Raw genomic sequence first — 13,335 nt, 5'->3', positions numbered from 1 at the left:
TTGTGAATTCCTGGGCGGCCGCGGGGCCCGCCGCTCAGTAAAGTGCCAGCAGACCTCTATCAGCAAGGAGCGCTGGCGTCCCATGAAAACCTATCGCATCGCAACCATTCCCGGCGACGGCATCGGCAAGGAAGTGATTCCGGCCGGCCAACGCGTCATGCAGGAGCTCGCCGGCCAGGGCGGCCCGCGCTTCGAGTTCCAGAATTTCGACTGGGGCGGCGACTACTACCGCCAGCATGGCGTGATGATGCCGGACGACGGCCTGGACGCCTTGCGCGACAAGGACGCCATCCTGTTCGGCTCGGCCGGCGACCCGGACATTGCCGACCACATCACCCTGTGGGGGCTGCGGCTCAAGATCTGCCAGGGCTTTGACCAGTACGCCAACGTGCGCCCCACCCGCATCCTGCCGGGCATCGACGCCCCGCTCAAGCGCTGCACGCCCGACCAGCTGAACTGGGTGATCGTGCGTGAAAACTCCGAGGGCGAATACTCGGGCGTGGGCGGGCGCGTGCACCAGGGCCATCCCATCGAGGCCGCGACCGACGTGTCCATCATGACGCGCGCCGGCGTCGAGCGCATCCTGCGCTTCGCGTTCAAGCTTGCGCAGTCCCGCCCGCGCAAGCTGCTGACCGTGGTGACCAAGTCCAACGCGCAGCGCCACGCCATGGTGATGTGGGACGAGATCGCCGCGCAGGTCAGCCGCGAGTTTCCCGACGTGACCTGGGACAAGGAACTGGTGGACGCCGCCACGGCGCGCATGGTCAACCGCCCCGCCACGCTGGACACCATCGTGGCCACGAACCTGCACGCCGACATCCTGAGCGACCTGGCCGCGGCGCTGGCGGGCAGCCTGGGCATCGCGCCCACCGGCAACATCGATCCCGAACGCCGCTATCCCTCCATGTTCGAACCGATCCACGGATCCGCCTTCGACATCATGGGCAAGGGCCTGGCCAATCCGGTGGGCACGTTCTGGTCGGTGGTCATGCTGCTGGAGCATCTGGGCGAAAGCGAAGCCGCCGCCCGGCTCATGCAGGCCATCGAAAGCGTGACCGCCGATCCGTCGCTGCACACCGGCGACCTGGGCGGCAGCGCAACTACCGAGCAGGTCACGGCGGCGGTCTGCGCGAAGCTGGCGGCGTCGGCGCAGGCCAAGGCGGCCTAGGCGGCGCATACCGGGAGCAGGACCGAGGGCGTCAGATCCGAAGCCTGCTCCGGGCAACACAAGAAGAAGCGAAGTCCATTCGTATCCAAGGAGACAAACCATGCATAAGAAAGCGGTTTCCGCGCGCGCCTTGGCGTTCGCCTGCCTGTTGGGCCTGCCCTTCGCGGGCGGCGTCGCGCAGGCGCAGTCCTATCCGGCGCGGCCGGTCAGCCTGATCGTGCCGTTCCCGGCCGGCGGCACCACGGATGTGCTGGCGCGCGCGCTGGGGCAGGAACTGTCCAAGAGCCTGGGCCAGCCCGTGGTGGTGGAGAACAAGCCGGGTGCGGGGTCCACGCTGGGCGCGGACTACGTGGCCAAGGCGGCGCCGGACGGCTATACGCTGCTGATGGGCGCGGTGCACCACACCATCGCCACCAGCGTGTACAAGAGCCTGCACTACGACTTCCAGAAGGACTTCGCGCCGGTGACCACGGTGGCGCTGGTGCCCAACGTCCTGGTCGTCAACCCCAAGCTGGACGCCCGGGACGTGCAGTCGCTGCTGAAGCTGGCGCAGGCCGCGCCGGGCAAGCTGACCTACGGCTCCAACGGCATGGGCACCGGCCAGCACCTGATCGGCGCGCAGTTCGAGCGCGCGGGCCATGTGCAGCTGCTGCATGTGCCCTACAAGGGCAGCGGCCCCTTGACGACCGACCTGCTGGGCGGCCAGATCGATATGTCGTTCGACACGATCACGCCGGTGCTGCCGCACATCCAGAGCGGCAAGCTGCGGGCGCTGGCCGTCACCACCAACCAGCGTTCGGCCGCGCTGCCGGACGTGCCCACGATGGAAGAGGCGGGCCTGAAGCCGTTCAACATGGGCACGTGGTTCGGCGTGCTGGCGCCGGCGGCCGCGCCCAAGGCGGTGGTGGACCGCCTGAACGCCGAGATGGTGAAGATCATCCGGTCGCCGGACTTCTCGCGGCGCATGGCGGAGATCGGCGCGGTGCCCATCGGCGACTCGCCGGCCGAGATGAAGGCGCGCATCGGCGCGGACACCGAGAACTACGCCAAGCTGGTCAAGGACGCGAAGGTCGCGATCAACTGAGCGCGGCGCGTCCGGCGGCAAAGGCTCACGCGCGGATCCAGCCGCGCGCGATCGGCCGCGCCAGCACCTTGCGGTACAGGCCCTGCGCCGCCGAGGTCAGCGGCTCGCCGGCGCGGCGCCATGCGGGCGCGGTCAGCGCGGCGGCGGCGGGCGCGAGCAGCAGCCCGCCCACGATGTCCAGCGGGAAGTGCACGCCCAGGTAGACGCGCGACGTGCCGACCAGGGCGGCGGCGGCCAGCGCCAGCCAGCCCCAGCCGGCCCAGCGCCGGTCAAGAATCAGCGCGAACGCAAACGCCGCGATGATGATGGTGTGGTTGCTGGGAAACGACGAGGTCGCCTTGTGCGGGAAGAAGGCGTGTCCCAGGCCGATGGCGAACGGCCGCGGATGCGGCCACAGCGCGCCGAACAGGTAGCTCGCGAACAGCGCCACGGCGATGCTGGCCAGCGCCTTGAGCATCAGGCTGCGCTGCGGCTCGCCGCCCCACAGCCAGACGGCGGCGAGCGCGCCCGGCACCAGCAGGATCAGCTTGTTGGCCGCCAGCATGGCGGCGTGGATCCGCCAGGCCGGGGTGGCAGGATCGGCGTTGATCAGAAGAAAAAGGGACTGGTTGAAGCTTTCCAGGAAATCCATGACAAGTCATCGCGGCGTAATAATTCACTGCCGCGATGGTAAAGAGCTTTCCCGTCAGTCCCCTTACAAAGTGCGCCGAATTCCGCGCTTTTACTTCTGGATGCGCTTGCCGTCGGCGTCGATGACGGCCTCGCCGTCTTCCTTGGTGAACGCGCCTTTTTGCGGGGCCGGCAGGATATCCAGCACCAGTTCGGACGGACGGCACAGGCGCGCGCCCAGGGGCGTGGACACGAAGGGACGGTTGAGCAGGATGGGGTGCTGCTCGATAGCGTCCAGCAGCGCGTCTTCCGGCAGGGACACGTCATCCAGGCCCAGCTCCAGGTAGGGCGTGCCTTTCTCGCGCAGCGCGTCGCGCACGCTGATGCCGGCCTGCTTGAACAGCGCCTTCAGGGTTGCGCGCGAAGGCGGCGTTTCCAGGTACAGCACAACCTGCGGCTCGATGCCGGCGTTGCGGATCATGGCCAGGGTATTGCGGGAGGTGCCGCACTTGGGGTTGTGATAGATGGTTACGTCGGACATGGGGGCTCCTCTTTCCGGTGAATCGTCAGGCAAGACGCCGAGCATAGTGCATCCGGCGCGGGCTTTCAGTTGCGCAGCTTCCTGCCCAGGCGCCGCCAGCCTATCGCCACGCCCGTCAGGCTCAGCGCCGCGCCGCCCAGGCTCAGCAGGATGAGCAGGGCATCCCACAGCGGCCGCCGGCTCAAGAGGCCGGTCCAGTCCCAGCTGTGCAGGAACGCGAACAGCCAGCGGCCGGCGCGGGTGCTGCGGTCCTGGCGGTCCAGGATCTGGCCGGTCTTCGGATCCAGGTAGACCCAGGTCGCCTGCGGGTTGTCGTAGATCAGCCGCCAGACCGGCAGCGGCTTTTCGGCGTGCCCCATCATCGCGTGTTCGTCGCGGGCGTAGTAGTAGAGATCGTAGTCGCGCAGGACTTGCGCTTGCGCAAGCCGCGCGCCGGGCAGCAGCTCGGCGGCCGCGCGGCGCAGGGCGGCCTCGTCCAGGGCGAGGGGCCGCGCTGTCGTGGCGGACAGCACATCTGTTGAGCCCGATGCGCCGCGGGCCAGCGCCAGGTCCTGGCCCGCGACCCGCGTCCAGCGCAGCTCCGTGGGAGGCGCGGACAGGGACGGGATCAAGGCCTGTGGAGACGCCAGCGGCTCGGGTCCGGCGGGCCCGGCGTAGGCGGACCGGGCCAGCGGGGCGGCGTCGCTGGTGAAGAGCTTCCACGGATTCATCGACATCAGCCCGCTGAAGATCCAGGTGATGGTGACGGCCGCGAACAGCAGGCCGCTGAGGTGATGCCAGCGCATCATCTTTTCCCGGTAGGGCGAGCGGCTGCCGCTGGCGTAGGGCCGCGCAAAACGCCAGCGCAGGATGCCCACGACCGTGCCGGTCAGCGCCGACACCACGCCGGCAACCGACAGCCACACCACGATGTCGTGCCACCAGGGATCCAGCGCGTTGCCGCGAAACGCATACAGCCAGTGGATCCATGCGCCCGCGTAGTTCCATGCGCGTTCGGCGCGCGTGGCGTCCAGCACCACCGCGCCCGTTGCGGATGAAATGTACAGGCGCGTATGCGCCGGATCGTCCATGTCCACGCGATGCAGCGGGCGGTGCGCGTCGAGCGCGCGGGAATGCGTGTAGACGTCCTCGGTCACCGTGCCCTGGTGGCGTCCGGCGTACCGCCCGCCGAACCAGGCGGCGGCGGAGGCTTGCGCGACGGTCGCATCGGCGGCGGGCAGCAGGGCGCCCGTGGCGGCGTCCACCACCTTGGGCGCCTGCCCCTTGCCGCCGGGAACCTCGTAGACCGGCGCGCCGCCGCGCGCGGCGGCCAGGACCAGGCCCGGCGAGTCGACCACGCCCGCCGCCGCCAGCGCCCCGGCGGGCGTCACCGCGACGCGGGCGGCGTCCAGCGGCGCCAGGTGCGCCAGGCGTTCCAGGGGCGTGAGCTTCGGGTAGCCCACGTACATCATCACGACGCCCGAGATGAACCACATGGCGAAGAACAGGCACAGCACGATGCCTGCCCAGCGATGCGTCAGGTAGAGCCAGCGCTTGGCGCGCGTGGCGAGCGGCGGCCCCGCGGGCCGGGCGGATGAACGGGCGGAAGGGACGGTCGGGATGGGCATGGGCACTCGGGTCTGACGTGACGGCGCAGGGCGCGGCGCGGAAGGCGCGCGGGCGGTGCGTGGCGATCGGAAGGCGGGCCGCCCTCAGGCGGCGTTGCGCGGGGTCAGGCCGACGGAGGCGCTCGCGGCTGGGCCGCGCTCCAGGCGTGCTGGGATTGCGCCGCGCTGTAGAACAGCGGCGGATAGCCGATGGCGCGGGCGGCGGGGGCGGGCAGGACCGGGACGGGCGCGGGCAGGATGCCGACGCCGGCTTGCGGATTGCGGCATAGCGGGCAGTGGTGGCCGTCCTCGTGGGAATCGGCATGCCCGTCGCCGTGGTCGTCCTGGCGGACGTCCAGCGTCAGGGAGGTTTCCCCTTCGCTTGCGCAATAGTCGACGATGATGCGCTGGATGTGATCGCCCTGGGGGTTCAGGCTCAAGGCATGTGCAAGCGACGGCGCCAGCGATGCCCACAGGATCGCGGCAAGCGCGATCCACAGGGAGGGGCGGGTCAGGAAGGACGCGGAGCACATGGCCGCCGATTATATCGGAGCGGATGCGCGCCGGCCGCACGCCCGCGCTACACCGACAGGTGCCGGCGCACGTCCTCGCCGTCGATGGCGTCGCGCCCGCCGCTGGCCACCACTTCGCCGCGCGACAGCACCACGAACTGGTCCGCCAGCTCTCGGGCGAAATCGAAATACTGCTCGCACAGCAGGATGGCGATGTCGCCGCGCTGGCGCAGCATGTGGATGACGCGCGCGATGTCCTTGATGATGGACGGCTGGATGCCTTCGGTGGGCTCGTCCAGGATGATGAGCCTGGGCTCGGCCACCAGCGCCCGCGCAATGGCCAGCTGCTGTTGCTGCCCGCCGGAGAGGTCGCCGCCGCGCCGCGACAGCATGCTTTTCAGCACGGGGAACAGCTCGAATACCTCTTCCTTGATGCGGCGCGCCCGCGCCGCCGGCTTGGCCGCCATGCCCATCAGGATGTTCTCTTGCACCGTCAGCCGGGCGAAGATGTCGCGGCCCTGCGGCACGTAGGCCATGCCGCGCGCGGCGCGCTGGTGCGGCGCCAGGCGCGTGATGTCCGCGCCGTCGAAGGCGATGCCGCCGCGGGCCACGGGCAGCACGCCCATCACGCACTTGAGCAGCGTCGTCTTGCCCACGCCGTTGCGGCCCAGCAGCGCCAGGCATTCGCCTCGCTTGACAGAAAGCGACACGCCGCGCAGGGTGTGGCTGCCGCCGTAGTATTGGTCGATCGTGCTTACGTCCAGCATCTCAGCGCCCCAGGTAGACTTCGATCACGCGCGGGTCGGCCTGCACCTTGTTCATCGGGCCTTCGGCCAGCACCGAGCCTTCGTGCAGCACGGTGACCTTGCCGTCGCCCGCGATCTGGTTGACGAAGTCCATGTCGTGCTCCACCACCATCAGCGAATGGCGTCCGCGCAATTCGTTCAGCAGTTCGCCGGTGCGTTCGGTCTCGGCGTCGGTCATGCCGGCCACCGGCTCGTCCAGCAGCAGGAGCTGCGGCTCCTGCATCAGCAGCATGCCGATCTCCAGCCATTGCTTCTGGCCATGCGACAGCAGCCCGGCGGGCCGCCACGCCTCGGGCCGCAGCCGGATCAGGTCCAGCGTCTCGCCGATCTTGTCGGCCTCTTCGCCGGTCAGGCGCGAGAACAGCGTGGGACGCACGCGCTTGTCCGTCTTCATCGCCAGCTCCAGGTTCTCGAACACGGTGTGCTGCTCGAACACCGTAGGCCGCTGGAACTTGCGGCCGATGCCGGCGTGCGCGATCTGCGCTTCGGTCAGCATGGTCAGGTCGATGCTCTGGCCGAAGTAGGCGGTGCCCGCCGTGGGCCGCGTCTTGCCCGTGATCACGTCCATCATCGTGGTCTTGCCCGCGCCGTTGGGGCCGATGACGCAGCGCAGCTCCCCCACGCCGATGTCCAGCGTCAGGTCGTTCAAGGCCTTGAAGCCGTCGAAGCTGACCGTGATGCCTTCCAGGTACAGGATGGCGCCGTGGCTGGTGTCCAGGCCCTTGGGGCTGACGCGGCCGTAGCCGGCGTCGCCGCTGGGGCCGCCGTCCAGCGTGGCGGATTCGGTATGCGTGGTCGTCATGCCTTCTTCTCCTGGAGGCGGGCCGCGATGCGGCGGGCCAGGCCGACGATGCCCGTGGGCAGGAACAGGGTCACCAGCACGAAGATCAGGCCCAGCGCATACAGCCAGAATTCCGGCAGCACGCTGGTGAACCAGGTCTTCAGGCCGTTCACCGCGCCGGCGCCGATGATGGGGCCGACCAGCGTGCCGCGTCCGCCCGTGGCCACCCAGATCACCATTTCGATCGAGGTCTCGGTGGACATCTCGCTGGGGTTGATGATGCCGACCTGCGGCACGTACAGCGCGCCCGCGATGCCGCACAGCACGGCCGACAGGGTCCACACGAACAGCTTGAAGCCCAGCGGGTCGTAGCCGATGAAGCGCAGGCGGCTCTCGGCGTCGCGCACGGCGGTCAGCACGCGACCCAGCTTGCTTTGCGTGACCATGCGGGCCAGGATCAGCGCGCCGGCCAGCGCCGCCAGCGTGACCCAGTACAGCGTGGCGCGCGTGCCGGGCGCGGTGATGTCGAACCCCAGGATGCGCTTGAAGTCGGTGAAGCCGTTGTTGCCGCCGAACCCCGTGTCGTTGCGGAAGAACAGCAGCATGGCGGCAAACGTCAGCGCCTGCGTGATGATCGAGAAGTACACGCCCTTGATGCGCGAGCGGAAGGCGAAGTAGCCGAACACAAAGGCCAGCACGCCCGGCGCCAGCACCACCAGCAGCATGGCGTACCAGAAATGCTCGGTGAAGGACCAGTACCAGGGGTAGCCCTTCCAGTCCAGGAACACCATGAAGTCGGGCAGGTCGCTCTGGTAGACGCCGTCGCGGCCAATGGCGCGCATCAGGTACATGCCGTGCGCGTAGCCGCCCAGCGCGAAGAAGAGCCCGTGGCCCAGCGACAGGATGCCGGCGTAGCCCCACACCAGGTCCAGCGCCAGCGCCGCCATGGCGTAGCACATGAACTTGCCCAGCAGCGCCACCGCGTAGGCCGACACATGCAGGGCATGGCCGGGCGGAAACACGAGGTTCAGCAGCGGCAGGAGGGCCAGCAGGGCGACGGCCACGGCCAGCGCCGTCCACACCCGGCCCGAGAACAGGGGGCGGCGGGCCAGCAGGTTCAGGTCGGTCAGCGCGGTCTGTTTCATTCGACGCTCCGGCCGCGGGGGGCGAACAGGCCTTGCGGCCGCTTTTGGACGAACAGCACGATGAGCACCAGGATGGTGATCTTGGCCATGACGGCTCCCGCGTAAGGCTCCAGGAATTTATTGACGCCGCCCAGCCCCAGCGCGGCGATGACAGTGCCGGCCAGCTGGCCCACGCCGCCCAGCACCACCACCATGAACGAATCCACGATGTAGCCGCGGCCCAGGTCGGGACCCACGTTGCCCAGCTGGGACAGCGCCACGCCCGCCAGCCCGGCGATGCCGGAGCCCAGGCCGAAGGCCAGCATGTCGACGCGGCCCGTGGGCACGCCCACGCAGTCGGCCATGCGGCGGTTCTGCGTGATGGCGCGCACGAACAGGCCCAGGCGAGTGTGGTTCAGCAGCGCCCACACCAGGAACACCACGAAGAAGGCAAAGCCGATGATGACGAGGCGGTTGTAGGTCAGCACCAGTCCGCCCAGCACGGTGAAGCCGCCGGACATCCAGCTGGGGTTGCCCACTTCCACGTTCTGCGCGCCGAACAGCGTGCGCACGCCCTGCATGAGCATCAGGCTGATGCCCCAGGTGGCCAGCAGCGTTTCCAGCGGCCGGCCATAAAGCCAGCGGATGACGGTGCGCTCCAGCGCCATGCCCACCAGCGCCGTCACGGCGAAGGCCAGGGGCAGGGCGGCCACCACGTACCAGTCCAGCCAGCCCGGCAGCCAGGAGCGGAACAGCGTCTGCACAACATAGGTGACGTAGGCGCCGATCATCAGCAGTTCGCCGTGCGCCATGTTGATGACGCCCATCAGGCCGAAAGTGATGGCCAGGCCCAGCGCCGCCAGCAGCAGCACGCTGCCCAGGCTGACGCCGTAGAACAGATTGCCGGCCCATTCGATCGTGGCCAGGTGCCGGTCGATCCGCTTGAGCGCGTTGGCGGCGGCCTCGCGCACGCCGGCGTCCGGTTCCGCATGGACGCCGTCGCGCTCCTGCGCCAGCGCGGCCAGCGTGGGGCGGAACGCCGCGTTGCGCGTGCCGCCCAGCAGCTCCACGGCGTGGAGCCGCTTGGCGGGGTCGGCGCTTTTCAATTCCAGGTTGGCCTGCGCGACGAGCAGCGCTTCGCGCACGGCCTCGTTCTTTTCGGACGCCAGCGCCTTTTCCAGCATGGGCAGGCGCGCCGGGTCGCCCGTTTGCTGCAGCCGTCGGGCGGCGTCCAGGCGCTCATTGGACTTGTCGGAAAACAGGCGCGAGCCCGCCAGCGCGGCCTCGATGGCGCGACGCAGGCGGTTGTTGATGGAGACGGCGCCGGAACCCGGGGGCAGGTCCACGGCGGCGCCCGTCGCGGGATCGGTGGCCCGCGCGCCGCCCGTCCCGATCAGCACGCGGCCGTCGGCGCTTGCATAGAGCTGGTCGCTGCCCAGCGCCTGCAGCACCGCGGCCGCGCCGGGCTCGGGCAGTTGGCCCAGCGCGGCAATCGCTTGCAGCTTGGCGTCCGTGTCGTCGCCGGCCAGCGGCGCAAGCAGGGACTGGTCCACGCCGGCCGCCGCCGCGGGCGCGGACAGCATCGGCATGGCCAGCAGCCACGCAAGAAGAGAACGGCGCAAGAAGTGTGCGATTGCCGCGATGTGCATGCTTGCTCCGCTTAGAGGCCTTGCTTGCCGTCGTTGCCGGGGATGTAGGGGCTCCACGGTTGCGCGCGGATCGGGCCCTTGCTCTTCCACACCACGTTGAACTGGCCGTCCGCCTTGATCTCGCCGATGTAGACGGGCTTGTGCAGGTGGTGGTTGGTCTTGTCCATCTCGATGGTGTAGCCGTCGGGCGCGTTGAACTTCTGGCCGCCCATGTTGGCGATTACCTTGTCCACGTCCGTGGTCTTGGCCTGTTCCACGGCCTGCTTCCACATGTGGATGCCGATGTAGGTGGCTTCCATCGGGTCGTTGGTCACGACCGTGCTGGCGTTGGGCAGGTTCTTGGCGCGCGCATAGGCCTTCCACTTCTTGATGAATTCCTCATTGACCGGGTTCTTCACCGACTCGAAGTAGTTCCAGGCCGCCAGGTGGCCCACCAGCGGCTTGGTGTCCACGCCGCGCAGTTCCTCTTCGCCCACCGAGAACGCCACGACCGGCACGTCGGTGGCCTTCAGGCCCGCATTGCCCAGTTCCTTGTAGAAGGGCACGTTGGAGTCGCCGTTGATGGTGGAGATGACGGCCGTCTTGCCGCCCGTGGCGAACTTCTTGATGTTGGCCACGATGGTCTGGTAGTCGGAATGGCCGAACGGCGTGTAGACCTCGTCGATGTCGCTGTCCTTCACGCCCTTGGAATGCAGGAAGGCGCGCAGGATCTTGTTGGTGGTGCGGGGGTAGACGTAGTCGGTGCCCAGCAGCACGAAGCGCTTGGCCCCGCCGCCGTCTTCGCTCATCAGGTATTCCACCGCGGGAATGGCTTGCTGGTTGGGCGCCGCGCCCGTGTAGAACACATTCTTCTCCAGCTCTTCGCCTTCGTATTGCACGGGATAGAAGAGCAGGCCGTTCAGTTCCTTGAACACCGGCAGCACGGACTTGCGCGACACCGAGGTCCAGCAGCCGAAGACCACGGCCACCTTGTCCTGCGACAGCAGCTGGCGCGACTTCTCCGCGAACAGCGGCCAGTTCGACGCGGGATCCACGATCACGGCCTCAAGCTTCTTGCCCATCACGCCGCCATTGGCGTTGATCTCGTCGATGGTCATCAGCGCAACGTCCTTGAGCGACGTTTCCGAGATGGCCATGGTGCCCGACAGGGAATGCAGGATGCCGACCTTGATGGTGTCGTCGGCGGCGTACACCTGCGGCATCCATCCGGACATGGCCAACAGGCTCACGGCGGTCAGTTGCTTAAGGGCTAGTCTGCGTTTCATGGTGACTCCAGGATGGAATGTGCCGGGTTGGCCGGCGAGAACGATCTGAACAACACCCAACAACCTGGACTTCAAAGCAAAAGGCGTGCCAAGTGCTTGCGCGGCGCGGAGCCGCCGTATGAAGAGGGGGTGTTTACGCGAAGGCGCGCGGCTGCCGCGTTGCGGCATAGAGCGGATCAAAACAGTGCCGCATGCACAAAACAGGTGCGCGAAACGCCCGCTTGCGGTGCGGGCAGGGCAGCCATGCGCCGGCGGAAAAACGGCGTTTGCGCGGGTTTTTCGCCGGCGGCCAGAGGGCGGGCGAAGCCGGCGGCCAACATGGCACGCCGATTGCTTGGGTATCCGTACTTGTATACAAGAAAGGATTCCAGCATGAATGCCGCAGCAACGCAGAAGAGCCCTGTCGGTTGGACGATCGCGCAGTGGCTGGCCGCCTACCGCGATGGCGCGCAGCCCGAAGCGCTGTTGGCCGCCTACGCCGCCACGCCGGACAGCCCGCGGGACAATGCCTGGATCCGGCGGGTCGACCGCGCCCTGCTCGACGAACAGCTCGACGGCCTGCGCCTGCTGCTGGCCGCCGCGGGCGGCGACATGGGCCGCCTGCCGCTGTATGGCGTGCCCTTCGCCATCAAGGACAACATCGACGCGGCGGGCTGGCCCACCACGGCAGCCTGCCCCGAGTTCGCCTACACGCCTGGCGAGGACGCGACCGTCGTGCAGCGCCTGCGCGCCGCGGGCGCCATCCTGATCGGCAAGACCAATCTGGACCAGTTCGCCACCGGCCTGGTGGGCACGCGCTCGCCGCACGGCGCGGTGGCCAACAGCTTCAATCCGGAGTACGTCAGCGGCGGCTCCAGCTCCGGATCCGCGTCGGTGGTGGCGCGCGGCATCGCGGCGTTTTCGCTGGGCACCGACACCGCGGGTTCGGGCCGCGTGCCGGCGGGCTTCAACAACATCGTGGGCCTCAAGCCCACCAAGGGTTGGCTCAGCGCGGCGGGCGTGGTGCCCGCCTGCCGCACGCTCGATTGCGTGTCCATCTTTGCGCTGACCGTGGAAGATGCCGAGCGGGTGGCGGAGGTGGCCGGCGGATTCGACGAGCGCGATCCCTATTCGCGCACGATGCCGGCCGGCGCTTCGCGGCCGTGGTCCAAGACGCCCCGGCTGGCGATTCCCGCCACGCTGGAATTCTATGGCGATGCGCAGGCCGCCGCCGTGTTCGACGACGCCGTGCGCGCGCTGGCCGCGGCGGGCGCGGAGGTCGAGGCCATCGACTTCGCGCCGTTCAACGAGCTGGCCGCGCTGCTGTATCAGGGCCCGTGGGTGGCTGAGCGCTTTGCCGCCGTGCAAGCGCTGTGGCAGGAAAAGCCGGACGCCATCAACCCGGTGGTGCGCGGCATCGTGGAGCAGGCCGCCCGGTACAGCGCGCTGGACGCATTCAAGGCCGAGTACCGCCGCGCCGAACTGACCCGGCTGATCCACCAGACGCTGGCAGGCTTCGACGCGCTGGTCGTGCCGACCTCGCCCTCCATCTACACCATCGCCCAGCTCGCGGCCGATCCGGTCACGCTGAATTCGCGCCTGGGCGTCTACACCAACTTCGCCAACCTGGCCGACCTGTCGGCGCTGGCCGTGCCGGCCGGCATGCGCGGCGACGGCCTGCCGTCGGGCATCACGCTGATCGGCCTGGCGTGGCAGGATCACGCGCTGGCCCGGTTCGGCAAGCGCTGGCAGGCGCAGCGCGGCCTGCCGCTGGGCGCCACGGGCGCGTCGCTGCCGGCCGCGGCCGCCGAAAAAGCGCGCGCCGACACCGTGCGCGTGGCGGTAGTGGGCGCGCACCTGACCGGCATGCCGCTGAATCATCAGCTCACGTCGCGCCATGCGGCGTTTGTCGAAAAGACGCGAACCGCGGGCGACTACCGGCTGTACGCCCTGGCCAACACCACGCCGCCCAAGCCCGGCCTGGTGAAGGCGGACAGCGGCGCGCCCATCGAGGTCGAGCTGTGGGATGTGCCCGTGACGGCCTTCGGCGCCTTCGTGGCCGAGATCCCCGCGCCGCTGGGCATCGGCACGCTGGAACTGGAGGACGGCCGCAGCGTCAAGGGCTTCATCTGCGAGCCGCGCGGCCTGGACGGCGCGCGCGACATCACCGCCTTTGGCGGCTGGCGCGCCTATCTGGCCAGCCTTGCCGCCACCCCCCGCTAACCCCGCCA

At 68.9% G+C, this 13,335-nt stretch carries 13 protein-coding genes; 3 read left to right on the top strand and 10 right to left on the bottom strand.

Annotation, left to right across the window (positions count from 1 at the left end; translation table 11 throughout):
* Positions 1–82 precede the first annotated feature (82 nt).
* Both ACFWP0_RS27535 and ACFWP0_RS27530 read left to right on the top strand, forming a co-directional pair.
* On the top strand, positions 83–1,168 hold the full coding sequence (locus tag ACFWP0_RS27535) for a tartrate dehydrogenase (RefSeq protein ID WP_377847658.1): 1,086 nt from the start codon (positions 83–85) through the stop codon (positions 1,166–1,168).
* 100 nt (positions 1,169–1,268) lie between these two features.
* On the top strand, positions 1,269–2,252 hold the full coding sequence (locus ACFWP0_RS27530) for a Bug family tripartite tricarboxylate transporter substrate binding protein (RefSeq protein ID WP_377847656.1): 984 nt from the start codon (positions 1,269–1,271) through the stop codon (positions 2,250–2,252).
* A gap of 25 nt (positions 2,253–2,277) precedes the next feature.
* Here the strand turns inward: ACFWP0_RS27530 and ACFWP0_RS27525 are convergent, their stop codons facing one another.
* The 10 genes from ACFWP0_RS27525 to ACFWP0_RS27480 form a co-directional block, all read right to left on the bottom strand.
* Positions 2,278–2,883 carry a phosphatase PAP2 family protein gene (locus tag ACFWP0_RS27525; RefSeq protein WP_377847655.1) on the bottom strand — a complete coding sequence of 202 codons (606 nt, stop codon included), beginning with the start codon at positions 2,881–2,883 and terminating at the stop codon, positions 2,278–2,280.
* A 90-nt stretch (positions 2,884–2,973) separates the two neighbouring features.
* Positions 2,974–3,402, bottom strand: a complete 429-nt coding sequence (gene arsC / locus ACFWP0_RS27520; protein ID WP_377847653.1) for an arsenate reductase (glutaredoxin) — start codon at positions 3,400–3,402, stop codon at positions 2,974–2,976.
* A 65-nt stretch (positions 3,403–3,467) separates the two neighbouring features.
* Positions 3,468–5,009 carry a PepSY domain-containing protein gene (locus ACFWP0_RS27515; RefSeq protein WP_377847651.1) on the bottom strand — a complete coding sequence of 514 codons (1,542 nt, stop codon included), beginning with the start codon at positions 5,007–5,009 and terminating at the stop codon, positions 3,468–3,470.
* Between the two features lie 104 nt (positions 5,010–5,113).
* Complete coding sequence (locus tag ACFWP0_RS27510) at positions 5,114–5,521, bottom strand: DUF2946 domain-containing protein (RefSeq protein WP_377847650.1); 408 nt, start codon at positions 5,519–5,521, stop codon at positions 5,114–5,116.
* 47 nt (positions 5,522–5,568) lie between these two features.
* A complete protein-coding gene (urtE, locus tag ACFWP0_RS27505; RefSeq protein ID WP_377847648.1) occupies positions 5,569–6,267 on the bottom strand; it encodes an urea ABC transporter ATP-binding subunit UrtE in 699 nt (232 codons plus the stop codon).
* A gap of 1 nt (position 6,268) precedes the next feature.
* A complete protein-coding gene (gene urtD, locus ACFWP0_RS27500) occupies positions 6,269–7,108 on the bottom strand; it encodes an urea ABC transporter ATP-binding protein UrtD (RefSeq protein WP_377847646.1) in 840 nt (279 codons plus the stop codon).
* Entirely contained in the window at positions 7,105–8,232 is a 1,128-nt protein-coding gene (gene urtC, locus ACFWP0_RS27495) for an urea ABC transporter permease subunit UrtC (protein ID WP_377847644.1), read from the bottom strand. Before urtC ends, urtD begins: the two co-directional genes overlap by 4 nt.
* On the bottom strand, positions 8,229–9,860 hold the full coding sequence (gene urtB, locus ACFWP0_RS27490) for an urea ABC transporter permease subunit UrtB (RefSeq protein WP_377847642.1): 1,632 nt from the start codon (positions 9,858–9,860) through the stop codon (positions 8,229–8,231). The genes urtC and urtB overlap by 4 nt, the downstream gene beginning before the upstream one ends.
* Before the next feature lie 11 nt (positions 9,861–9,871).
* Entirely contained in the window at positions 9,872–11,125 is a 1,254-nt protein-coding gene (urtA, locus tag ACFWP0_RS27485; RefSeq protein ID WP_377847640.1) for an urea ABC transporter substrate-binding protein, read from the bottom strand.
* Positions 11,126–11,301: 176 nt separating this feature from the next.
* Positions 11,302–11,499 carry a hypothetical protein gene (locus tag ACFWP0_RS27480; protein ID WP_377847638.1) on the bottom strand — a complete coding sequence of 66 codons (198 nt, stop codon included), beginning with the start codon at positions 11,497–11,499 and terminating at the stop codon, positions 11,302–11,304.
* Between ACFWP0_RS27480 and atzF the strand changes: the two genes are divergently transcribed.
* Positions 11,498–13,327: an allophanate hydrolase gene (gene atzF, locus ACFWP0_RS27475; protein ID WP_377847636.1), complete on the top strand. Its 1,830-nt coding sequence runs from the start codon at positions 11,498–11,500 to the stop codon at positions 13,325–13,327. The two genes, ACFWP0_RS27480 and atzF, sit on opposite strands and share 2 nt — an antisense overlap.
* Positions 13,328–13,335: the final 8 nt, after the last annotated feature.

It is taken from the genome of Achromobacter sp. NPDC058515 (assembly GCF_042721735.1).
Taxonomy (GTDB): Bacteria; Pseudomonadota; Gammaproteobacteria; order Burkholderiales; family Burkholderiaceae_B; genus Achromobacter.
This window is presented reverse-complemented; position numbering and strand designations above follow the sequence as displayed.

Coding starts and splice junctions, on each gene's coding strand:
- urtC (WP_377847644.1), bottom strand. CDS start 8,232: ATGAAACAGACCGCGCTGACCGACCTGAACCTGCTGGCCCGCCGCCCC.
- urtE (WP_377847648.1), bottom strand. CDS start 6,267: ATGCTGGACGTAAGCACGATCGACCAATACTACGGCGGCAGCCACACC.
- urtB (WP_377847642.1), bottom strand. CDS start 9,860: ATGCACATCGCGGCAATCGCACACTTCTTGCGCCGTTCTCTTCTTGCG.
- ACFWP0_RS27530 (WP_377847656.1), top strand. CDS start 1,269: ATGCATAAGAAAGCGGTTTCCGCGCGCGCCTTGGCGTTCGCCTGCCTG.
- atzF (WP_377847636.1), top strand. CDS start 11,498: ATGAATGCCGCAGCAACGCAGAAGAGCCCTGTCGGTTGGACGATCGCG.
- ACFWP0_RS27480 (WP_377847638.1), bottom strand. CDS start 11,499: ATGCTGGAATCCTTTCTTGTATACAAGTACGGATACCCAAGCAATCGG.
- urtA (WP_377847640.1), bottom strand. CDS start 11,125: ATGAAACGCAGACTAGCCCTTAAGCAACTGACCGCCGTGAGCCTGTTG.
- ACFWP0_RS27535 (WP_377847658.1), top strand. CDS start 83: ATGAAAACCTATCGCATCGCAACCATTCCCGGCGACGGCATCGGCAAG.
- ACFWP0_RS27510 (WP_377847650.1), bottom strand. CDS start 5,521: ATGTGCTCCGCGTCCTTCCTGACCCGCCCCTCCCTGTGGATCGCGCTT.
- arsC (WP_377847653.1), bottom strand. CDS start 3,402: ATGTCCGACGTAACCATCTATCACAACCCCAAGTGCGGCACCTCCCGC.
- ACFWP0_RS27525 (WP_377847655.1), bottom strand. CDS start 2,883: ATGGATTTCCTGGAAAGCTTCAACCAGTCCCTTTTTCTTCTGATCAAC.
- urtD (WP_377847646.1), bottom strand. CDS start 7,108: ATGACGACCACGCATACCGAATCCGCCACGCTGGACGGCGGCCCCAGC.
- ACFWP0_RS27515 (WP_377847651.1), bottom strand. CDS start 5,009: ATGCCCATCCCGACCGTCCCTTCCGCCCGTTCATCCGCCCGGCCCGCG.